The 21000-nt window shown below is 72.1% G+C and carries 20 protein-coding genes and 1 pseudogene; 12 read left to right on the forward strand and 9 right to left on the reverse strand.

The features are described 5' to 3' along the window. The first annotated feature begins 461 nt into the window (after positions 1–461). Complete coding sequence (locus CP982_RS04170) at positions 462–1163, forward strand: LuxR C-terminal-related transcriptional regulator (RefSeq protein WP_170316352.1); 702 nt, start codon at positions 462–464, stop codon at positions 1161–1163. Here CP982_RS04170 and CP982_RS04175 read toward each other — a convergent pair. Next, positions 1130–1768, reverse strand: a complete 639-nt coding sequence (locus CP982_RS04175) for a TetR/AcrR family transcriptional regulator (RefSeq protein WP_150509220.1) — start codon at positions 1766–1768, stop codon at positions 1130–1132. The genes CP982_RS04170 and CP982_RS04175 overlap by 34 nt on opposite strands. A 24-nt stretch (positions 1769–1792) precedes the next feature. Here CP982_RS04175 and CP982_RS04180 point away from each other — a divergent pair, with 24 nt between their 5' ends. From CP982_RS04180 to CP982_RS04205, 6 genes are all read left to right on the forward strand, one after another. Further along, a complete protein-coding gene (locus tag CP982_RS04180) occupies positions 1793–2206 on the forward strand; it encodes a PaaI family thioesterase (RefSeq protein ID WP_229878841.1) in 414 nt (137 codons plus the stop codon). Between the two features lie 171 nt (positions 2207–2377). Then, the gene (locus CP982_RS04185) at positions 2378–3085 is read left to right on the forward strand and encodes a Phenylacetic acid catabolic protein (RefSeq protein ID WP_229878842.1); all 708 of its coding nucleotides are present in this window, start codon (positions 2378–2380) and stop codon (positions 3083–3085) included. 76 nt (positions 3086–3161) lie between these two features. After that, a complete protein-coding gene (locus CP982_RS04190; protein ID WP_150509222.1) occupies positions 3162–3956 on the forward strand; it encodes a hypothetical protein in 795 nt (264 codons plus the stop codon). A gap of 83 nt (positions 3957–4039) precedes the next feature. Beyond that, a complete protein-coding gene (locus CP982_RS04195) occupies positions 4040–5116 on the forward strand; it encodes a Leu/Phe/Val dehydrogenase (RefSeq protein ID WP_150509223.1) in 1077 nt (358 codons plus the stop codon). 82 nt (positions 5117–5198) lie between these two features. Further along, positions 5199–5804, forward strand: a complete 606-nt coding sequence (locus tag CP982_RS04200) for a nitroreductase family protein (protein ID WP_150509224.1) — start codon at positions 5199–5201, stop codon at positions 5802–5804. A gap of 49 nt (positions 5805–5853) precedes the next feature. Then, on the forward strand, positions 5854–6420 hold the full coding sequence (locus tag CP982_RS04205) for a DUF4291 domain-containing protein (RefSeq protein ID WP_150509225.1): 567 nt from the start codon (positions 5854–5856) through the stop codon (positions 6418–6420). A gap of 17 nt (positions 6421–6437) precedes the next feature. Here the strand turns inward: CP982_RS04205 and CP982_RS04210 are convergent, their stop codons facing one another. Then, positions 6438–6986 carry a YciI family protein gene (locus CP982_RS04210; protein ID WP_150515301.1) on the reverse strand — a complete coding sequence of 183 codons (549 nt, stop codon included), beginning with the start codon at positions 6984–6986 and terminating at the stop codon, positions 6438–6440. Positions 6987–7090: 104 nt separating this feature from the next. On the opposite strand from CP982_RS04210, the gene CP982_RS04215 reads away from it, so the two are divergent. Continuing rightward, entirely contained in the window at positions 7091–8335 is a 1245-nt protein-coding gene (locus CP982_RS04215; RefSeq protein ID WP_150509226.1) for a styrene monooxygenase/indole monooxygenase family protein, read from the forward strand. Here CP982_RS04215 and CP982_RS04220 read toward each other — a convergent pair. Next, a complete protein-coding gene (locus tag CP982_RS04220; RefSeq protein WP_150509227.1) occupies positions 8311–9219 on the reverse strand; it encodes a helix-turn-helix domain-containing protein in 909 nt (302 codons plus the stop codon). The genes CP982_RS04215 and CP982_RS04220 overlap by 25 nt on opposite strands. A gap of 98 nt (positions 9220–9317) precedes the next feature. Here CP982_RS04220 and CP982_RS04225 point away from each other — a divergent pair, with 98 nt between their 5' ends. Further along, on the forward strand, positions 9318–10118 hold the full coding sequence (locus CP982_RS04225; protein ID WP_150509228.1) for an NAD(P)H-dependent oxidoreductase: 801 nt from the start codon (positions 9318–9320) through the stop codon (positions 10116–10118). Between the two features lie 100 nt (positions 10119–10218). Further along, positions 10219–11376 (forward strand): serine hydrolase domain-containing protein, encoded by a 1158-nt coding sequence (locus CP982_RS04230; protein WP_150509229.1) that lies wholly within the window; start codon positions 10219–10221, stop codon positions 11374–11376. On the opposite strand, the gene CP982_RS04235 is transcribed toward CP982_RS04230, so the two are convergent. Next, positions 11371–14721, reverse strand: a complete 3351-nt coding sequence (locus CP982_RS04235) for a DUF3376 domain-containing protein (protein WP_170316353.1) — start codon at positions 14719–14721, stop codon at positions 11371–11373. The genes CP982_RS04230 and CP982_RS04235 overlap by 6 nt on opposite strands. A gap of 161 nt (positions 14722–14882) precedes the next feature. Between CP982_RS04235 and CP982_RS04240 the strand changes: the two genes are divergently transcribed. Next, positions 14883–15662: a class I SAM-dependent methyltransferase gene (locus tag CP982_RS04240; RefSeq protein ID WP_150509231.1), complete on the forward strand. Its 780-nt coding sequence runs from the start codon at positions 14883–14885 to the stop codon at positions 15660–15662. Positions 15663–15724: 62 nt separating this feature from the next. Here the strand turns inward: CP982_RS04240 and CP982_RS04245 are convergent, their stop codons facing one another. The 4 genes and pseudogenes from CP982_RS04245 to CP982_RS04260 all read right to left on the reverse strand — a co-directional run bounded on the left by CP982_RS04245 (position 15725) and on the right by CP982_RS04260 (position 18440). Beyond that, a complete protein-coding gene (locus CP982_RS04245; protein WP_150509232.1) occupies positions 15725–16735 on the reverse strand; it encodes a MerR family transcriptional regulator in 1011 nt (336 codons plus the stop codon). A gap of 15 nt (positions 16736–16750) precedes the next feature. Then, positions 16751–17410 carry a HEAT repeat domain-containing protein gene (locus CP982_RS04250; protein WP_150515302.1) on the reverse strand — a complete coding sequence of 220 codons (660 nt, stop codon included), beginning with the start codon at positions 17408–17410 and terminating at the stop codon, positions 16751–16753. 363 nt (positions 17411–17773) lie between these two features. After that, positions 17774–17965, reverse strand: a pseudogene (locus tag CP982_RS42400) (RNA polymerase subunit sigma-24); the annotation flags it as partial. Positions 17966–18032: 67 nt separating this feature from the next. Further along, positions 18033–18440, reverse strand: coding sequence for a YciI family protein (locus CP982_RS04260; RefSeq protein ID WP_150509233.1), 408 nt, complete (start codon positions 18438–18440; stop codon positions 18033–18035). A gap of 148 nt (positions 18441–18588) precedes the next feature. Between CP982_RS04260 and CP982_RS04265 the strand changes: the two genes are divergently transcribed. Further along, positions 18589–18843 (forward strand): hypothetical protein, encoded by a 255-nt coding sequence (locus tag CP982_RS04265; protein WP_150509234.1) that lies wholly within the window; start codon positions 18589–18591, stop codon positions 18841–18843. On the opposite strand, the gene CP982_RS04270 is transcribed toward CP982_RS04265, so the two are convergent. After that, entirely contained in the window at positions 18818–20914 is a 2097-nt protein-coding gene (locus tag CP982_RS04270; protein WP_150509235.1) for an ATP-binding protein, read from the reverse strand. The two genes, CP982_RS04265 and CP982_RS04270, sit on opposite strands and share 26 nt — an antisense overlap. Positions 20915–21000 lie beyond the last annotated feature (86 nt).

Below are 21000 nucleotides of genomic sequence, written 5' to 3' on the forward strand. Positions count from 1 at the left end.
TTCTTATCTCCCCACGAAGGTAAGCGTGTTGTACGCTCGCCGTGAGCCTGACGTCCGGCCGAGGGGTGGCATCTTGGGCGCGACGGAGGCGCTCACGCGCATGGCCGATTTTCCCCGTTGGCCATAGCGAAGCCGGATTGGCCCGCACGGCGGGATACCGGCACGAAAACTCAGATCAGCGAGGGCCCGCGGCGGACAACCCGCACACGAACCTTCGCTGTGGCGCTTCGCACCTGCTCCGCACCGGTTCAGCATTGATCGCCCCGATGCCGTGAAGAACTGCGCTATGCCGACGGTTCATGGAAGTGGCCCGCATTGCCGCTTTTCCCATCGAAAACAACGGCAATCGCGACTCATTGACAGGTCGGCACCAGCTGACCTCAATCGATCTTGTGGCCGTATCTGACGCCCGGCCTCCACAGAGGCCCCAGACGGCCATACGGGGGAAAAGGACGCCGCACATGGCTCAGATACGACTGCTGATCGCCGATGACCGCGTCGTGACCCGGTCCGGTCTCGTGGCGATGAGCAGGGAAGCTCCCGGACTCGACGTGGTCGGCGTGGCGCAGGACGTGGCCGGTGTGCTGGCCGCCGTCGACTGCCTGGACCCCGATGTCGTGCTGCTCAATCTCCGCAGACTCTCGGGGGAAGGCCTTCGCCGCCTCGCCCATGTCATCGGGGCGCACGTCTCGATCATCGTCCTGTGGTGCCATGACTCCGCCGTCACCGTCCAGGACGCGTTACGGGCCAAGGCCGCCGGATTCATGGCCCTGGAGATCCTGCAGGAGGAATTCGCCAGCGTGATAGCCCTGGTCGACCGCGGCTGCGCCGCCTATCTCTTCCCGCGCGAACGAATCCGCGACATCAGCGACGGCTATCCGACGACGCCGGTGACATCGGGAGCCATGTCGACCCTCACCTCACGGGAGAGCGACGTACTGCGCCTTCTCGCAGGCGGCATGACGAACAAACAGATAGGTTCGGCCCTGCACATCGCCGAGAACACGGTGAAGAAACACGTCCATCGCGCGATGAACAAGTTATCGGCCTCCAGCCGGGTGGAAGCGGCGCTCCTCGTGTCCCGCCTCGGCCCGCTGGATCTGACGGCGCACGGCCGCGCCCCGCGGGGTCAGCAGAGAAGCGATCTGAGCAGCACTTCATAGGTCCGCCCCGCGTCGCCCACCGTCGCGGCGCCCGTCATCGCGACCTCATGGCCGAGACAGGTCAGGGCGCCGAGCAGCACGAGCGCGAGCCGACGGCATCCGGCGGCGTCCCTGTCGGACGCGTCGAGGCCGGGCCCGCCCCGCGCGGAGAGGGCCCGCTCCACCAAGCGGATCGTCGACGACAGCCACCACTGCTCGTCGATCCGGCGCCACCGCTCGTAGCCGAGGACCGCGGGCGCGTCCAGCAGGAGCAGCCGGGCGGCGGCGGGATCGGCGCAGAAACCGAGGAACTCCAATCCGGACCGCAGCAGGACACGGACCGGCTCGTCCTCGACGTCACGGACGCCTTCGATGTCACGGGCCGCCCCGGCGGACCGGATCCGTACGGCGAGCTCCCGATGGATGTCGTGCACCACGTCCACCAGCAGCGCCTCCTTGCCCGGCCAGTGGTGGTACAGCGCACCGGTCGTGAGCCCGGCGCTCCCGGCGACCTCCGCGATGGTCGTCGCGGCGTACCCCCGCTCACCGAACAACTGGCGTGCCGTACGGACTAGTTGGGCCTTGGTGGTCTCGGTCCGCTCTGCGTTGGATCTGCGCGGCGACATACCGAACGATGCTATGTTCCTTCGATGATGGATGTCGACGCGGCCCAAGCTGTCCTCGATAACAGCCCCTTCGGCCCCTGGTGGGGATTCAAGGTGGAAGCCGTCGCCAAGGGGCACGCCAAGGTCTCGCTGCCCCAGCGTCCCGAGCTCTTCCGCCCCGGCGGCGTCCTGCAGGGCGGCTGCGCCATGACGCTCGCCGACGTGACCTGCTGGATCGCGATCATGTCGCTGTTCGGCGAGGACGACCCGTCCGTCACCCAGCAGATGACGACGAGCTTCCTCGGCCCGGCCCGCACCGATCTCCTCTGCGAGTCCACCGTCGTCAGGCCCGGCCGTCTGATCGTCTACGGCACCGCGGAGACGACCGACACCGCGGGCAAGCTCGTCTCCCACCACACCCTCACCTACATCCGGCCGCCGCAGCGGGCCGGAGCCTGAGTTCCGGAAGGCCTCCGAGTACCACCAAAGAGCCATCGGAATACCCCCATCGGACCCCGGTGATGTGGCCCCATCGTGGCCTGTCGACCTCGCGAGTCGGCCGGATAGTCTCCATTTCTCGGCTACCCGGAGGAGATTCGTATGGGAGACGTCTTTTCGGAGACTGTAAACTTGGAGAGTGTCGGTGAACTCCCCGAGGAATACCACGAGGTACTGACACATCAGATGCTCGCCAATGGCGAGGGCGAGCTGAGCGCGGGCGACACCTACGTCGATTCGTTCTATCCGCTCGCGCCCAATGCCGACGAACGCTATGTGTGTCTCAAGTTCGGCATGGAAGAGGTCGACCATTTCCGGCGCTTCGCCAAACTGCTCAATCCGCTCGGCATCGACACCTCGCACATGGTGAACCAGGCCGTGGCGGACCGGCGTTACTTCCCGGCCGAGAGCATGACCACCCGGATCACCGTCTGGGAGGAGCGCGCCGCGTTCAGCTTCCTGTGCGAACTCGAAGGTCACTTCCAGATCAAGGAGATGACCACGAGCACCTACGGGCCGCTGCGCGTCGAGGCCGACGCGATCCTCAAGGAGGAGGCCCGGCACTTCGGCTACGGCAAGCGCCTGATGCAGGAGGCGTACGACGCGGGCGGCCAGGCCCGCGACCGGGCGCAGAAGGCGCTCGACAAGTTCTACCCGATGGCGCTCGACATGTTCGGGCGGCCCGACTCCCGCCGCGGCCGCCTCGCCGTCAAGTGGGGTCTGCGCCAGCACGACAACGGCGAGCTGCGCGAGCTCTACAAGACCGCGATCGCGCAGCACATCGAGAAGATCGGCTTCTCCGTGCCCAAGGTCGACCCCTCCCAGCTGCAGTTCGCCTGAGCGGCGTCGGCCCGCTCCGCCCCCCCGGCGCGATCCGCTTCCCCGCGGCCCCACCACCTCACCGGAGTAGGAATCGATGACGACGACCGACACGCTGATCGACCGGATCAAGACGCACCGCGTCTTCCACCACCCCCTCTACGACCACTGGGCCGCGCGGCCCCCGTCCGCCGAGGTCTCGGGCGCGCTCTTCCACCAGGTGCAGTCGTTCTGCGCCTCCACCCGCCCCGGCGGCGAGTTCCCGACCGCCCTGCGCGGCATCGGCTGGGACGAGCAGGCCGTCCTCATCGAGGAGATCGTCGACAGCGAGTCCGGACACGGCCCCGAACTCGCGACCATGGCGGGCCACATCGTCAATCGCACCGGCACCCCGGTCTTCGACGACGTGTACGACACCGAGCGGGTCGAGGCCTGGCTCAAGACGTCGTCGGACCGGCTGCTCGCCGCCCTGCCCGGGTACGACCGGGAGACCGGTCTGACCGCTCAGGCGACGGCCGCCATCTCGGTGTTCAAGCGCCGGTTCGCCTCCGACGCCGACACCACCGTCCGCAATCTGGGCACGGCGCTCGCATTGGAGATCATCTCCAACCAGTCCCTGATCCCCGGCGAGAAGCGCGCCCTCATCGACTCCGGTCACTACAAGACCGACCTCGAAGAGCCGGAAATGCATTACATGGCGGAGCACTGGGGCGACTGCGGTGCCGAGCAGCAGCACGAAGCGAATGTCATCCAGGCCGTCTCGACCGTCATGGACGCGTCCAACAGCGACCAGATCGCGCAGGGCGTGGAGGACTTCCTGGAATCACTGTGCGCGCTGTGGGACGTCCTGGACGCCGCACTTCTCTCGTCCGGACTGCAGCCGGCCGAATAGTTCCCTGACGGCCGGGCCGGCGGTTCACGCCTGCGGCGGGGCCGCCGGTCCGGCCGTCACAGGACGGGATTCTGGGGTGGGTCATGAGTGTGTTCGACGAAATAGACGGCCATGAGCAAGTGCTTTTCAGTACCGGTCCCGGCGGGCTCCGGTGCGTCATCGCCATTCATTCGACGCTGTTGGGCCCCGCGCTCGGCGGCGTCCGCTTCCTTCCCTACCGGGACGAAGACCAGGCGATCAGCGACGCGTTGCGCCTCTCGCGCGCCATGACGTACAAAGCGGCCTGCGCGGGGCTCGACATCGGGGGCGGGAAAGCGGTCATCTTCGGTGGCGCGGGCGTGGAGAAGTCCGAGCCGATGCTCCGCGCGTTCGGGCAGGCGGTCGAGAGCCTTTCCGGCCGGTTCATCGCCGCCTGCGACATGGGCATCACCACCGCCGACCTGCGGGTCATGCGGAAGGAGTCCCAGTGGATCCGCGGCCTCGACGCCGCGGAGGGCGGCTCCGGCGAGTCGGGCGCGATGACCGCGTACGGCGTGAGCCTCGGCATCCGGGCGTGTCTGCGGCACCTCGACGACAGCGAGAGCCTGGAGGGCCGCCACGTCGCCATCGACGGCGTCGGCAAGGTGGGGGCCCGGCTCGCGACGCTCCTGGCCGAGGACGGCGCCCGTCTCTGGGTGGCCGACATCGACCAGGAGAAGGCCGAGCGGGTGGCCCGCGCCTGCGGGGCGGAGGTCGTCAGCCGGGAGAAGCTCTATCTGCTCGACGTGGACGTCCTCAGCCCGAACGCGATCGGCAACGTCATCGACGCCGACCTCGTGGACCGGCTCCGCTGCCGGATCGTCGCGGGCGGGGCCAACAACCAGCTCGCCGCGCCGACGGTCGCGGACCGGCTCGCGGCCCGCGGCGTCCTGTACGCGCCGGACTTCGTCATCAACGCGCTCGGTCTGATCCAGGTGGTCGACGAGCTGCATCCCGCGGGCCACGACATGAACCGGGTCAGGCAGCGCGCCGAACTCATCCCCGAGCGGCTCGCGGAGATCTTCAACCGGGCCCACCACCTGCGGATCAGCACGGCCGCCGCCGCGATCAGCATGGCGCGGGACCGGCTCGCGGCGGTGCGGACGGTGCGGTCGTTCTGGCTGCCGCCGCGGTGCGCCTGAGCCGCCGCCCGCACGGCCGGAAGGGCACCGGCACCCCGTCACCGGCGAAGGGACGCCGAACCACGATGAGGAGCGAGCGCTGATGGAGTTGGAAGCCGCGATACGCACGCGCCGCAGTCAGCACCGTCTGATCGAACCCGCCCCGAGCGACGAGGAGTTCGTCGATCTGCTCGGCTGGGCCGCGACCGCGCCCGATCACGGCCACCTCCGCCCCTGGCGGTGGATCCTCGTGCGCGGCGACAGCCGGGCGGCGCTCGGCGCGGCCTTCGCGTCCGGCGCCGCCGACCCGGAGGCGGTCCGGCGCGAGGCGCGCAAACCCCTGCGCGCCCCGCTCCTCGCCACCCTGGTGCTCGTCCCCCGGCGCAACCACCGCGTGCCGGACTGGGAGCAACTGGCCGCCAGCAGCGCCATGGTCAACTCGCTGATGCTCCTGCTCCACGACCGCGGCTTCGGCAGCATGTGGCGCACCGGCCCGTCGGTCGACTCGGCGGGCCCCCGCCTCCTGCTGGACCTCGCACCCCACGAACGCATCATCGGCTGGCTCTATGTGGGCACCCCGGACCCCACCCGCCGCGCCGTCCCCCGCGATCCGGTGCCGGTCGGCCACCGGGTCTCCCGGTTCACGCCCCCGTCGCCCGTCGCGCCGCGGTCCGCCGTGCCGGAGGGGCTCACCAGTCCCGTTCCGTAGGCGGAAAATGACTCGCAGCGCCGACCGGGCGGATGACAGGGTGCGGCACATGTCATCCCAGTACCAGATCCGTGCCGACCACGACGCCCGCACGATCGTCGTCTACCAGGCGTACTCGCCCGCCATCGCGGACGCGGCGCTGCGGGCGGGCCGCTTCGTCGCGCCGTTCTCGTTCCACCGGATGACGTGGATCAAGCCCTCCTTCCTGTGGCTGATGCACCGCAGCAACTGGGCCCGCAAGCCGGGGCAGGAGCGCGTCCTGGCGGTGCGGATCAGCCGTGAGGGCTGGGAGGAGGCCCTGTCCCGGGCCGTCCTGACGACCTCGGATCCGGCGGCCGTGGGACAGGCGGCCGTGCACGTCCAGTGGGACCCGGAGCGCTCGGCGCGCGGAGCGGCGCTGAACCACTACAGCATCCAGGTCGGCGTCGGCCGCCAGCTGATCCGTACGTTCACCGACGACTGGATCGTCTCCCTCACCGACCTCACCCCCCAGGTCCGCAAGGCCGCCGCACTCGTACAGACCGGGCATGCCGCCAAGGCCCAGCGACTGCTCCCCGCAGAGCGGGTCTACCCGCTGCCCCGGGCGTTGGAGGACCGCCTCTCACCGCGCGGATGACCGGAGCACGGCGGGCCTCAGCGGCGTCCCCCGAACTCCCAGTCGTGCACTTCGACGTCCGCGTACCGAACCGGCCTCAGGACCTCCCCGGCCGTCCGCGGATCCGGCGATCGCACCAGGGCCGCCGTGCCCAGCCAGGTGGTGGCGTCGTCGGACAGGAGGGGGCCGAAAGCGATCAGATCGTCGTCCGCGGGCGGGGCCGCGGGCGTCGGGCCGGGGGCGGGGCCCAGGCCCAGGACCAGGTAGCGGTTGCCGTCGGCGGGGCCGCCGGGGTGGTCCCACATCGTGCGGCCCAGCAGATTGCGCCAGCGCCGCAGCAGGACGTCCCGGTACACGCCCGCCTGGTAGTTCGGCTCGTCGAAGGCGAAGGCGCGCGCGGCGGCGGGGTCGGGCAGGTCGACGATGTGGACGCTGCCGCTGGGTGTGTCGCCGTCGCCCGCGAAGGTCGGGCCGCGGGCGATCAGCTCCTTGTCGTACCGGTCCATGTAGGACCAGTGCTCCTCGACGAGTTCCGCGCGCAGGGCCAGGGAGCCGACCCTGTCACGGTGGTAGCAGAAGAATTCCATGGTCACAGACGATCCCCCACCGCTCACCGCTTCACAACCGGCTTTCGCCGGTACTCCGACGGGTACGACTGAGCCGTGGCGGGCCGATCGGGCAGGAGGAACAGGTGCGCAGGATCGCGATCGTGGGAGCCGGGCAGGCCGGGCTGCAGCTCGGCCTCGGGCTCCTCGGGGCCGGGTACGACGTCACGCTCGTCGCCGAGCGGCGGCCGGACGAGGTGCGCGGCGGCCGGGTCACCTCGACCCAGCTCATGTTCGGGCCCGCGCTGGCGCTCGAGCGGGCGGCGGGCCTCGCCTTCTGGGACGACGACACCCCCGTGATGCCGGGGTTCGAGCTGAGCAACTGGGACCCGGAGGGCCGACCGGACGCACCGGTGCGGCGGTTCAGCGCGCCCTTCGACGCCGAGGTGCGCTCCGTGGACCAGCGGGTCAAGCTCGCGGCCTGGCTGGAGCTGTTCGAGGAGCGCGGCGGCCGCGTCGAGTACCGCTCCGTCGGCCCCGCAGAGGTGGCCGCGCTCGCCGCCGCGCACGAGCTGACCGTGCTCGCCACCGGCCGGAGCGGCCTGTCCGCGCTCTTCGGCCGCGACGACGCCCGGTCGATCTTCGACCGGCCGCAGCGCTCCCTCGCCTGCTTCTACGTGCGTGGCGGCCGCCACGACGCCGACGACCCGGCCGCCGCGTACGTACGCAACACGGGGGTGCCGCCGACCGGCGACGTGATCATGCTGCGGGCGCTCACGGTCGGCGGGCCCTGCGACATCCTGCTGTTCGAGGGCCGCTGGGGCGGCGCCTACGACTGCTGGGGCGACCGGCCGGAACCCGCCGCCGGCCTTCGGCGGGCGCTCGGCCTGCTGCGGACGTACGCGCCCTGGGAGTACGCGCGGTTCCGCGACGCCGAGCCGACCGACCCGGGTGCCGCCCTGTACGGCGCGGTCACGCCCGTGGTCCGCCATCCGGTGGCACGCGTGGACGGTGACCTGCGCGTCCTCGGCATGGCGGACGCAATCACCGTCCACGATCCCATCACCGGGCAGGGCGCGAACAACGCGGCCCGGGCGGCGGCCTGTTACCTCGACGCCATCGTCGAGCGGGGCGGGCGCCCCTTCGACGAGCCGTGGATGCGGGAGACGTTCGCCGTGTACTGGGAGAACGCCCGGCACACGCACGCCTTCACCGACCTGATGCTGCGGGACCCGCAGCCCGAGCACGTACGGCGCGCCGTCGGGGCCGCCTTCGACCACCCCGAGACCGCCCACCGCTTCGCCAACGGCTATGCCGATCCGCTCACTTACCGCGACTGGCTGATGGACCCGTCCGGCGCGGAGGCCTACCTCTCCCGGCTCGACACGTAGTCCCCGAGGCGGGTCAGGGCGGCTGCGGCCTCTTGGTCGTCCCCGGCGCTGAAGACGTGCACCACGATGCCCGTCTCCTCGGGAGCGGCCGGTACGTGCAGCGGCTCGAAGTCCAGCGTGACCAGGCCGGCCACCGGATGGCGCAGGCGTTTGCGGCCCGCCCCGCACATGACGACCACGCCGCTGTCCCAGATGCGCCGGAAGTCGTCGCTGCCCTCGGCCAGTTCGGCGATGAGCGCGCGGAGTGCCGCGTCGTCGGGGTAGCGCCCGGCGGCGGCGCGCAGCTGGCCCACGGCCTCCGCGGCCCGCGGCTCCCAGTCGGGGAAGACGTCACGGGACGCGGGGTCGAAGAAGAGGAACCGCGCGTTGTTCGGGTCGCGGCGGCCCGGCTCGGCGAGCCCGCCGAGCAGTTCGGCGCCCAGCGGGTTCCAGGCGACCACGTCCAGGCGGGGGTTCGTCGCGAAGACCGGGAAGTGCGCGAGGGAGTCGAGGACGCCGCGCAGCAGGGGGCTGGCCGGGATGCTGGGCGCGGGGCCGCGCCGGGCGTCGGCCAGGGTGACGAGGTGGGTGCGCTCGGCCGCGTCGAGCCCGAGGGCGCGGGCGAGCGCGTCGAGGACCTCGGTGGACGGCTGGGTGGCGCGGCCCTGTTCGAGCCGGACGTAGTAGTCCACACTGATGCCCGCGAGCTGGGCCAGCTCCTCGCGGCGCAGCCCGCGCACCCGTCGGCGCCGCCCGCCGGTGAGCCCTACGTGCTCCGGCGCGACGCGCCCTCGCCGGGCGCGCAGGAAGCCGCCGAGGGCCCGCCCCGGGTCGCCGACCCGGTCCGCCGGGTCACCGCCGGTACCGGTGGTGCTCACGCGCTCTTCGTGGTTCACGCCGCTCATGGGCTCCAGTATGCGTGGCCCTGCCAGTACCAGGATCAGCGATCCACTGGTTGAACAGGGTGCTGGCTGCCCGCGACGGTCCGTACGAACGTAGAGGCATGAACACGATCACCCCGCAGCAGCCCAAGAAGGTCCTCGTCGTCAGCGCCCACCCGGAGCCGCGGTCCCTCAACGCGTCCCTCACCTCCTTCGCGGTCGAGCACCTGCGCGCCGCGGGCCACGAGGTGCGGGTGTCGGACCTGTACGCGATGAAGTGGAAGGCGACCGTCGACGCCGACGACTTCCCGGAGCACGGCCTGGGCGAGCGCCTCCACGTCATGGACGTCTCCGAGCGGGCCACCCTCGCGGGCCGCCTGTCCGCGGACGTCGTGGCGGAGCAGGAGAAGCTGCTGTGGTCGGACGCGGTGGTCCTGCAGTTCCCGATGTGGTGGTTCTCGGCGCCCGCGATCCTGAAGGGCTGGATCGACCGGGTGTTCACCGCTGGGTTCGCCTACGGGCCCAAGGTGGCACCGCCTTACAGCGAGGGCCCGCTCGCGGGTCGGCGCGCCCTGTTGTCGGTGACGGCCGGGGCCCGCGCGACCTCGTTCTCCGACCGGGGCATCCACGGGCGCGTCGAGGACGTCCTCCATCCCTTGCAGCACGGCCTGTTCTGGTTCACCGGCGTCCGGCCGCTCGACCCGTTCGCGGTGTACGGCTCGAACGCCCTGTCCGACGAGCGGTTCGCCGCGGTCCGACAGGCCTACGGGCAGCGACTCGACGGGCTCTTCACGGACGAGCCGGTCCCCTTCCGGACCCTGGTCGGCGGTGACTACGACCACGACATGCGGCTCCTTCCCGGCGTCGAGGCGGCGGGGACGAGCGGGCTCGACCTGCACGTGCGCCCGCGGACCGGCCAGTAGGCCGTACTTCCGCACACCCCACTGTTCACCGGATTCCACTCAACCCCTCCGGCACTGTCCGCGGTCTCGGTACACAAGCGACGATCGTGAGGAGTACGGAATGGCGTTACGGAAGAGCACGAAGGCAGGCGTGGTGGGGGTCGCGGCGGCGGCGCTGGCGGCCACCGCGTTCGTGGCACCCGCCGGGGCGGCGTCGGACGCGCCGTCCGGGCACCGGGCCACGCAGCGCGCGATGGACGCGGCCGTGCGGGCGGGCATCCCCGGCATCACCGCCCAGGCACGCGACGGCGACGGCGTCTGGAAGGCCGCCTCGGGCGTCGGCGACCTGACGTCGGGCGCGCCGCGCGGCAAGAACGACAAGTTCCGCGTCGGCAGCATCACCAAGACGTTCGTGGCGACCGTCCTGCTCCAACTGGAGTCCGAGGGAAGACTCGACCTCGACGACACCGTGGAGCACCATCTTCCCGGCCTCGTACGCGGCAACGGCAACGACGGCAACAAGATCACCGTCCGGCAGCTGCTCAACCACACCAGCGGCCTGTTCGACTACCTGGCCGACCCCGAGTACAGCCGCACGTACATGGAAGGCGACGGCTACCTCAAGCACCGCTACGACACCCTGCCGCCCAAGAAGCACGTGCGGGTGGCGCTGTCCCACCAGCCCCTGTTCGAGCCCGGCGCGAAGCACTCGTACTCCAACACCAACTACGTCCTGGCCGGGCTGATCGTCGAGAAGGCCGGCAAGAGGACGTACGAGAAGGAGGTCCGCGACCGCATCATCGGGCCGCTGGGCCTGAAGCACACCTCCAACCCGGGCAACAGCATCCACCTGCCCCGCCCCAGCAGCCGCGGCTACTCCAAGCTGTTCAGGTCGTCCCCCGACCGGATCGACGACATCACCGAGATGAACGGGTCGCAGGGCTGGGCCGACGGCGACATCATCTCCACCGCGGGCGACCTCACCCGCTTCTACAGCGCCCTGCTGCGCGGCAAGCTCCTGCCCCCGAAGCAGCTGAAGGCGATGAAGACCACCGTCGCCGTCCCCGGATCCTCGACGAGGTACGGGCTCGGCATCTCACGCCTCAGGACGGGCTGCGGCACGACCCTGTGGGGCCACGGCGGCGGCATGATCGGCTGGCTCTCCATGGCCGTGTCCACGGAGGACGGCCGCCATCAGCTCGCCTACAACTACAACGGCGACTGGGAGACTTCGCACATGCCGAAGATCGTCGACGCCGAGTACTGCGGGACGTCATGACGCCGTCCTGGGCCGGAGCCAGTTGAGGGCGAGCGACACCGCGGTCAGCACGGCGTACAGGATGAGCAGCGTCGGCCACGCGCCCTCTCCGTCCGCCCAGGCCTGTAGCAGGAAGGCCGCCCCGCCCGCCGCCACCGCGACGAGCAGCAGACACACCGCGTGCACCCGGCCCTGAACACCGGCCCAGAGGAGGGCGGACGCGGCGGCCAGCATCGTGGCACCCACGATCAGCTGCCGCGTCAACTCCGATACGTCGCCGGCGACATGCCCCGGTCCCTTGCCGAGTACGAGGCACAGAACGGTGGTCAGGACAACGGCGGGAAGCAGGGCAAGGCCCAGCCACCCCAGGACGCGGGGCAGGCGCGAGCGCCAGCGCACGCCCTGTGAGCGGATGAGGAATCCAACCACCGTTGCGGGGGCGACGCAGAGGGCGAGGACGAGATGGCCGGGCGGTGAGAACCACCTCTGCGTGGAGAACGCGACACCCACCCACATCAGCGAGCCCGCACACGCCGCGAGGAGGGGCGCGAGGACCGCGAGGACGACCGGCAGCCAGACGAACGGCTTGAGCGCCCACATCACGCCCCGCCCGAGAAAGGCCTTCCACCGGTTTCCGCTGGGCTCGAGCGCAGGCCAGGCAAGGAGGCCGAGGCGGACCGCCGCCCGTCGGGGGTCGTGCGCGCGGAGCAGCTCGGGCACGGTCTCCTCGCCGATGCGGCGGAACTCCCGGAAGGCGGTGTCGAAGGCGACCGGCGGCGTCTTCGCCGGTACCGCGGGCGGGTTGCCGCCTCCTGGCTGCTTGCGCAGCGCGGCGACGACGGGGAGTTCCTCCTTGAGGATCTCCCGCTGGCGAAGCTCGACGAGCAAGTGCCGCACCCGGTCCCACGGACCCGTACCGGCGGGTGTGTTCTCCCAGAGTCCGGCCAGCGCCGTGTACGGCGTGAGGGGGGAGGTGCCCCTCGTGGTGTCGCCCAACTGCCCCGGCAGCCAGTCGACGGACGGCGCGAGCGCGGAGACCACTCTGTCCATGAGTCCGTCGTCCGGATCTCCGAAGGCGGTCCTCAGACGGTCGTCGGTGGCCACGATCTTCACCAAGGAGGCCGCCCCGTCGAGGCGTCCCCAGGTCCAGTCGCTGATGCGCCAGCGCGCGCTGAGGAACGCCGAGAAGTTGTTCAGCTGGTTGCCGCTGAGCTTTCCCTCGACCATCCCTCTGAGCGTGGCCGTCCCGCCCGTCGCGGGCGCCAGGTACTCGGTGGCCCAGCTCGTGTTGGCGGCGGACACGGTGTGGAAGTTGATGTGTGTCGGTTCGGCCAGGGGGTCGGGGCGCAGCGGCCCCAGCAGCACTTCGGCGGCTGCCAGGACCTTCCTCATGTCCCCGCGCGCGCCGACGGCCGCCTTGTGAAGGGCCTGGAAGCCCGGCACGGTCGTGCTTCGGCAGCCGTCGGCCGCCCCGCGGGTCAGCACAGGACCCATGTCGCGTCCCAGTTCGGCCAGGCTCTCGAACAAGCTCGCGCAGAGTGTCCGGTACGACGACGCCGTCCGCGGTGCGGGGCGCGCGTAGGGAACGACGGCGTCCGTGGTCACCGCGGCCGCGAGGTCGGAGGCCCAGGCTTCCCATCCGTGGTCCGTCCGGCCGGGGAGCAGACGCTCCAGCCTGAGGGTGGCCCTCCGCTTGAGTTCGAGAGGGTCGTTGGTCCGGTGGGCGAGTCCGACGCCGAACTCGTGCAGGATCGTACGGTCCCGGGCGGCGATGAGCGTGGCGACCGCGAGCCGGTGTGCGTACAGCCTCTTCCGCAGCTCCGGCAGCTCCGGCGGCATGGCCGCGCACGGACTCTCCTCGGCCGTGGCCGGACCGTCCCGGGTCGTGCCGGGGCGGTCTTCGTAGGCTTGGGCTTCGAAGGCACGGAGCCAGTCGAGGAGCAGTCGTACGGCGCGTGCCGCCATCATCGGCGACCGGCCCGTGGCAGGCAGGTCCTCCCACGACGTCTCGCGCGGCGGCACCCAGTGCTCTCCCGTGCGGCACAAGGCGGCGAGGAACGGCGCCGAGCCGTCCGGAAGGCGCTCGTCCAGGAAATCCAGCGGTCCGGGGCCCGAGGGCAGCGGCAGCGGGTCGGGGCCCGTGATCTTGGTGGGGTCCTGGAGCAGCAGGCTCACTCGACGGGCCTCGGCGTCACCGACCCCGGTGAGGTACGCGGACCAACGGCGCGTGGCGGCGTGCGCGCAGGAGGCCGGTTCGGCCGGGAGCACGCCGACAAGACCCTTGTGCCGTTCGTCGATGTCCTCGGCGCCCTGGAACTCGGTGACGTCGTCCAGCAGGGACTCGGTCCCCGCCTTGATCCCCAGTGACTTCCTGGCGAGCCGCAACAGGCGGGTGACCCCGCGGCGCCCGGCCTCGGCCACCGGTGCGTCCGCGTACGGCGGGACCGGCTGGAGGAACAGCAGCCACCGGTCGACTCCCTGGTCCGCCGGGGATCCGGCGATGGCCCGGACCGCCCACGCCACGGGGATGTTGTCCAGGAGCCCGCCGTCGACCAGCTCCACCGTCCCGCCGGACGCGGGGTCCGGGGAGCCCGTCTCGCTGCTGACGCCCCACAGGTTCGGGGGCCGGGGCGGGTCGGTCGCCTGCGTCGGTGGCGCGTCGACGACAGGCTGGGCCGGTTCGAACGCGCCGGGGAAGGAGGAGGTGGCGCGGGCCGCGTAGGCCAGCCTGTTGAGCGCTTCCTTCCGCTCCTCGGGGTCCGCGGGGAAGTCGGTGAGGGACGGCGTCGGGACCCCCGCGGGGCTGCGGTGCCGGAACCGGAAGTAGGCCCGCGACCGGCCCGTCAGAAGCGGCTGGCCCAGGGTGGGCCGTACCCAGTCGGGCCGCGGGCGCAACCGCGTCGCCGTCAGGATCAGTCGCAGCGAAGCAGGGCGCTCGGCCGGCGGGTCGCAGTGCTCCATGAGTTCGTCGAGGCCGAGGCGCAGCCGCGCGTAGAAGGCCTCGTCGCCGCGCAGCAGGGAATCCGGGACCCGGTTGGGGCGGGGGGTGCCGCGGAGCAGGGACTCCAGGTCGCCGAGGTTCAGCCACAGGTTCCGCACGCCCGCTTCGAACGGCATTCCGTAGAGCAGGTGGCAGGAGAGCAGCACGCCGTTGAGACCGCCCGCGCTCGTCCCGGCCAGTACGTCGACGGTGACGTCCGTGTACCGGCACCGGCTCAGCAGCGGGCCGTAGACCCCGGCCTTCTTGCGCAGCGCTGCGACCTCGCAGCACGACCCGCCCATCCACACGGCGAGGCTCACTCCGCCCCGCATGGCCAGGGCGATCCTGAGTTCCGCGGGTCGAGGGCCTGGCTCCTGTGGGCTCATGCCCCCAGCGTCCGCGCCGACGGGCGAGAGGCGCATGGCGCGCTGGGCCATTGGAGCGGGCCGGGAGGCGTCGGTGACGGTGCCGACAGCGGCCCTGGTGGCCGTCACCGAAGTAGTGGGGCGGGGTGGTCGGCCGGCGGCGGCGTCGGTAGCGTCGGTGGATGGATCAGAGTGAACGGCTCCTTCATTCCTCGTCGTTCGGCGCGGCGGCGGTCGCCTACGCCGAGCACCGTCCGGACTACGCGCACGGTGCGGTGCGGTGGGCGCTCGGGACCGCGCCCGGCCCGCGCGTGCTCGACCTCGGCGCCGGGACCGGCAAGCTGACCGCCACGCTGGTCGCGCTGGGCGCCGACGTCACCGCGGTCGAGCCCGACGCCGCGATGCTGACCGAGCTGCGCCGCTCGCTGCCGGGCGTCCGGGCGCTGCCGGGGGGCGCCGAGGCGATCCCGCTGCCGGACGCGTCCGTCGACGCCGTGCTGGCGGGCAACGCCATGCACTGGTTCGACATGGCCGTCGCGGGCCCCGAGATCGCCAGGGTCCTCGCGCCGGGCGGCGTCCTGGCCGGGCTGTGGAACGTCGTGGACGACGGGGTCGAGTGGGTTGCCGGGCTCGCCCGGGTCAGCGGGAGCGCGGCCATCGGCCCACGCGACACGCCTGCCGCCTGGCGCGCCGAGACAGCCGACATGCATCTGCCGAAGACGCCCGGGCCCGCCCGGTTCGGCGGCCCGGAGCAGGCCGAGTTCGCGCACGGGCAGCGCCGCACCGCCGACTCGCTCGTCTCCACCCTCGCGACGCGCGCGGGCATGCTGGTCATGCCGGAACCGCGACGACAGGCCGTGCTGGCGCGGATCCGGAGCTTCCTCGCCGGGTGCCCGGAGACCGCGCACGGCGAGTTCACCCTCCCGATGCGGACGGCCGTACTGCGCGTCCGACGGCTGTGAGACCCCCGTCGGCTTCGGCGGTGACCGTGCCGGATCCGCCGTGAGCGGCCGTGCCGCTCCGATCAGTCCAGCCGTGCTTCGCGCAGCCTGAGAAGGTACGTCGCGGTCAGCGCGACGGCGCGGTCTTCGTCCTGCGACAGCTCCACCAGGGCGTGTGACGCCGTGGTCCCCGGGATGTCGGCCAGGGCCTGGGTCAGGCGCCCGCGTGCGGGGGCCCCGGTGGTGTCGTGGGCGAGGCGGTCGACGAGTCCGGTGGCGATGCGGTCCGCCGTCGCGGTGTCGCTCGCCAGGAGGCCGAGGGCATCGGCCGCGTCGGTGTCGTTCCTGCCTGCCACGATCATGTCGAGGAGCGTCGGGACCGCGTCGGCGGCTCCGCGGGTCCCGAGCGCGAGGGCCGCGTGGCCGCGGACCGTGGCATCGGGGTCCGCGAGGGCGTCCCGCAGCCGAGCGGCGGCCTCGTCGCCGGGCATGTCGGCGAGGGCCTTCACGGCACGTTCCCGCACCGCTGCCACCGGCGAGCCGAGGCCCTCCGCGAGCAGTGCCGGGCCGCCGTCGCCCGACCGCGCGAGGGCCCATCGAAGTGCTCCGGCGACGTTCGTGTCCGTCTCGCTCAGCACCGCCTCGACCAGGGCCTCCACCGGCACCGGGACCTCGTCGACGGAGGAGAGGGCCGCGCGCTGGCGCGTGTCGGCGCTCTTCGATCCGAGCGCCTGGAGGAGGACGACGACTTGGAGGACGTCCTGCCAGGCGGCGGGTTCCGCGGCGTCGATCCGGCGCAGCCGCGTGAGCAGTTCGGTCTCGGCCGCGATGCGTTCGCACGTGCGGCGGATGAGGTCGTCGACGAGCGCCGAGGGCGCGAAGCCGGGGTCGTCGAGCGCGCGCCCGATCTCCCGCAGCGAGAGGCCCAGCGACCGCAGGCTCTCGATGTGGAAGATCCGCCGGATGTCGTCGCCGGAGTACTCCCGATAGCCGGAGCCCGTACGGCCCGACGGCCGTACCAGGCCGAGCGACTCGTAGTGCCTGAGCATGCGGGCACTCACCCCGGAGCGTCGCGCCACCTCGCCGATCAACACGTCCTGTCGTCCTTCCTAGCCGGAACCACCGAGGGCCAGGATGCGCTTCGCCTCCTCGATCGCGAACTCGAACCCGGCGTCCGGGTCGCGCAGGAGCCGCTGGGTGGCGAGCGCATGCGTACGTACGCGCAGGTCAGGCGCCGTTGTCGCCGGACGCAGCACCGGCAGGACGGCGTCACCCAGCGCGACGAGGGCCCGGCTGAGGCTCAGCTGGGTCTCCCGCTCGCCGCGGCCGAGCTGCGTCGCGAGGACCGCGGCCAGGGCGGGCTCCTCGCCGTGCGGCACGAGCACGACCGCGGTCCGCCAGGCGCTCCGCGCCACGTCGTCGTCGGCGTCGCACAACAGCGCCCGCGTGATCGCTGGCCACGCCTGCCGATCCCCGATCTTGGACAGCGTGTGCAGCGCCTGGCTCCGTGCCTGCGCGCGCTTCGAGCGGACTTCGCGCAGCAGCTCGGGGAGCGTCACGGACACCGGGTGGCGGGTGAGTGCCCACGTCAGCATGTCGCGCACGAAGAACTCGGGCTCGGTCGCGCACCGCTCAATCAACTTGTCGACAAAGCGCTGATCGGGCGCCGTCCCGGCCTCCAGGGCCGCCCGCAACCGCACGGACGACCGGCCGTCCTCAAGCCCCCGGAGCACCCGCGCGGCCTCCGTGCCCTGCCCCGTCATGGTCATCGGGACCACCTCCTCGGCAAGCAGTGAAGACCTTGTCACGGTGTCAAGGTCAAGGGGGCCCTGGCCGGGGCGACGTCAGCTCTCCGTCAGCGCCTGGGGCACGGACGGCGAGTACGACACCTTCGTCGAGCAGATCCGAAGCGGAACCTCTACACCGCCGAGTACCACAGCGCCCACCATGCTGGAGGAGGCGTACAACGACCCGAGGGAGTTCGTGTACGCGCTGCCGTCCCGCTACAAGCCCGTCCGGGGGAAGTGAGCGACCGCCGACGGCCTTCGCCGCGCAGCCGCGCGTTAAGCCGCGCCGCCTGGCGGGCGTGGTGGTCGCGTTCGGGGAGGGTGGAAGCCGACCGGGCCGCCCGGGGCCTCCGGCACGAGGTAGGCCCGCGCGAACTGCCGCATGGTCAGTACCCCGACCGCGCGCAGCGTGAGCGCGACGGCCGATGCCGGGGTCGGGGACGGGTGCGCGCACAGGAAGTACAGCTGGAGCGTGTCGCCCACCGTCTCGCCGGGGCCCGGCGCGGGCTCGGCCTCGACCCGCTCCTCACGCCGCCGCGAAGTCGGCCCCGGCGGGCGAGAACGCCGATCGCCTCGGGTGCCGGCTCCCGGAGCAGCGGCTCGTTCACTCGGTGACCGTGCCGTGCTCGCCGTAGAACGGGCGCACCTCGAGCCACTCGTGGATCGGCTTCCCGCCCGCGCCCGGGGCCGCGGACAGCTCGCCCGCCAGCTCGATCGCGCGCTCGTAGGTCTCGACGTCGATCACCATCCAGCCGGCGATCAGGTCCTTGGTCTCCGCGAACGGGCCGTCGGTGACCGGCGGCCGCCCCTCGCCGTCGTAGCGGACGAACGTGCCCTCCGGGGAGAGGGCCTGGCTGTCGACGAACTCACCGGTCTTCTCAAGGCGGGCGGCGAAGTCGTTCATGTACCGCAGGTGGGCCGAGACCTCCTCCGGCTCCCACTGATCCATCGGCACGTCGTTCACCGATGCCGGCGCGCCGCGGTAGTGCTTCAGCAACAGGTACTTGGCCATGGTGTCCTCCTTGGTGAGGTACGGCTCCATTGTGGCCGTGTTCGCCCCTGGGAGGGAGCCGCGGACGGGTTCTCGACACGGCTGCCTCGCGAGAACGCCGGGGGTGTCGCCTTTGCCTCTAAAATCGAACATGCGATCTAATCCTGGTATGGACCGGCACACCTTCCCCACTGATCTCCTGGAGACCCAGGAAGCCTGGTACGTCACCTACCGACAGCTCGCCGACGTACCCATGACCGGCGCGGCTGCGCACCGGCGCCGACTGCTGCGGCTGTCCCAGCTGATCGCCGCGCACCCGTTCTGGCAGACCTCGGCGGGCACCCCCGCGGCCCGCGTCGCGCTCAAGGAGCGGGCCCGCGCGCGGACCGCCGAGGCCATCAGGCCTGATGCAGGGCGTAGGTGAGGACGTCGTCGCCGCTGTCGCGCATGCCCTTGCGGAAGGCCGCCTCGTAGGCGGCGTCCCCGGCGCTCGCGCGGGCCCGGCGTTCACAGGCTTCGCGGGCCGCGATGAGCTCGGGGATGCCCAGCTGGGGCCGGCCGATGTCGGCCCAGGTCCGCTGGCCCATGCCGAGCAGCCGGGCCGCCCGCTCACCCTGCCCCGCGGTGGCGGCGAGCGAGGCCAGCAGGTCGACGGCCGTGGCGATGCCGATGCTGTCGTGCAGCAGGGCCTTGCCCTCCAGGGCGGTGCGGGCGTGCGCGGCCGCCTCGGCGAAGCGGCCCAGGCCGTACGCCGCCTGCCCGTGGACGTAGTCGGCGAAGGCCCGGGCCCACAGCTCGCCGCGCCCGACACACGCCGCGCGCAGGGCGTCCGCCACCGCGCAGGCCTCCGCGAACTCCCTCAGATTGGTGTGGACGAACACCCGCAGCGCCCACACCAGGAAGCGCGCCCCGGTGTACGCACCGCCGTGCTCCTCGGCATAGGGCACCGCGTCGAAGACGGTCGCGGCCTCGGCCGGACGGCCGGTCAGCGTGAGGAGCCCGCCGTCGAGGTGCGCGGCGGCGCACAGCATGGCCGGGTCGGCCGCCTCCTCGGCGCGGGCCCGGAGCTCCCCCGCGAGGCGTGCGGCCGCGGCACGGTCGACCTGGCCCAGGGCGATCGCGCCGCAGGCCCACACCGCCTTGCTCCGCACGGCGCCGGACCGCGGCCCCAGGGACAGGGCCCGGTCGAGGTAGTGGCGCCCCTCGCGCAGGACGCCGCAGCACAGCCAGTAGAACCACAGGGCCCCGGCCAGTTCGAGGGCGGTGTACGCGTCCTCCCCCTCGCCCAGGCAGAAGTCGAGCGCGGCACGGAGGTTGGCGTGTTCGCAGACCATCCGTTCGTGCCAGGCGGCCTGGTCGGGGCCCATCCACGCGGTATCGCCCCGCAGGGCCAGGGCCCGGTAGTGGATCCGGTGCCGGCAGCGCAGCTCCGCCTCCTCGCCCAGACCGCGCAGCCAGTCGGCGCCGAATTCGCGCAGGGTGTCCAGCATGCGGTAGCGCTCCGCGCCCCCTGTGGGCTGCGGGACGAGGATCGACTTCTCCACCAGGGCGACCAGCAGGCCGCCGACGTGCTCGGCAGCCAGGTGCGTGTCGGCGCACACCTGCCGGGCCGCCTCGGCGTCGAAGGTGCCCGCGAACACCGAGAGCCGTGCCCACAACAGCCGTTCGGCCGGGGTGCACAGTTCATGGCTCCAGCCGATCGCGGTCCGCATCGCCTGGTGCCAGGGAGGTTCGGCCTCGTACACGACCGCGTCGGTCTCCCCCAGGACGGCGAACCGGTCGTCCAGGCGCTCGGTCAGCTCACCGACGGACAGTTCGCCCAGGCGTGCCGCGGCCAGTTCGATGGCCAGCGGGAGGCCGTCCAGGCGCCGGGCCAGGCCGACGAGCCCGGCCCGTTCCGCGTCGGTGTCCTTGAAGCCGGGCAGACACGGGGCGGCGCGCTCGCGCAGCAGCACCACCGCGTCCGCCTGCGACGCCGTGGGATCGCCGGGCTCGGGGACCGGCAGCGGCTCGACCGTGAGCACCTCCTCGCCGCCCGCCTCCAGACGGCGGCGGCTGGTGGCCAGGATCCTGAGGCCGGGCGCGGCCTCCACCAGTGCCTGCGCGGCCAGCGAGCAGGCGTCCACCAGGTGCTCACAGGTGTCCAGGACGAGCAGCAGCTCCCGGCCCGCCAGATAGTCCGCCAGGACGTCGATCATCGGGCGGGTGCTCTGGTCCACCAGGGGCAGCGCCTCGGCGATGGCGTACGGCAGCGACCTGCCCTCGCGCAGCGACGACAGTTCCACCACCCACGCTCCGTCCCGGAACCGTGGCTGCAACTCGGCCGCGGCCTCAAGCGCGAGGCGGGTCTTGCCCACCCCACCGACCCCTGTCAGGGTCACCAGGCGCGCCGTGCCCGCGAACAGCCTCCCGATCTCCGCCAGTTCGGACCCGCGGCCCACCATCGTCGTCCTCGCTGCCGGCAGGTTCCCCGCCCGGGACTGCTCAACGGCCACGTTCTTCCTCCCCCTCGCCCGCACATCGCCCGCGCAGGCGGGGGCACACAGTGTGCCGTCCCCGGCCACACCATGGGCAACCGGAG

The sequence above is a fragment of the Streptomyces spectabilis genome (assembly GCF_008704795.1).
Lineage (GTDB): Bacteria > Actinomycetota > Actinomycetes > Streptomycetales > Streptomycetaceae > Streptomyces > Streptomyces spectabilis.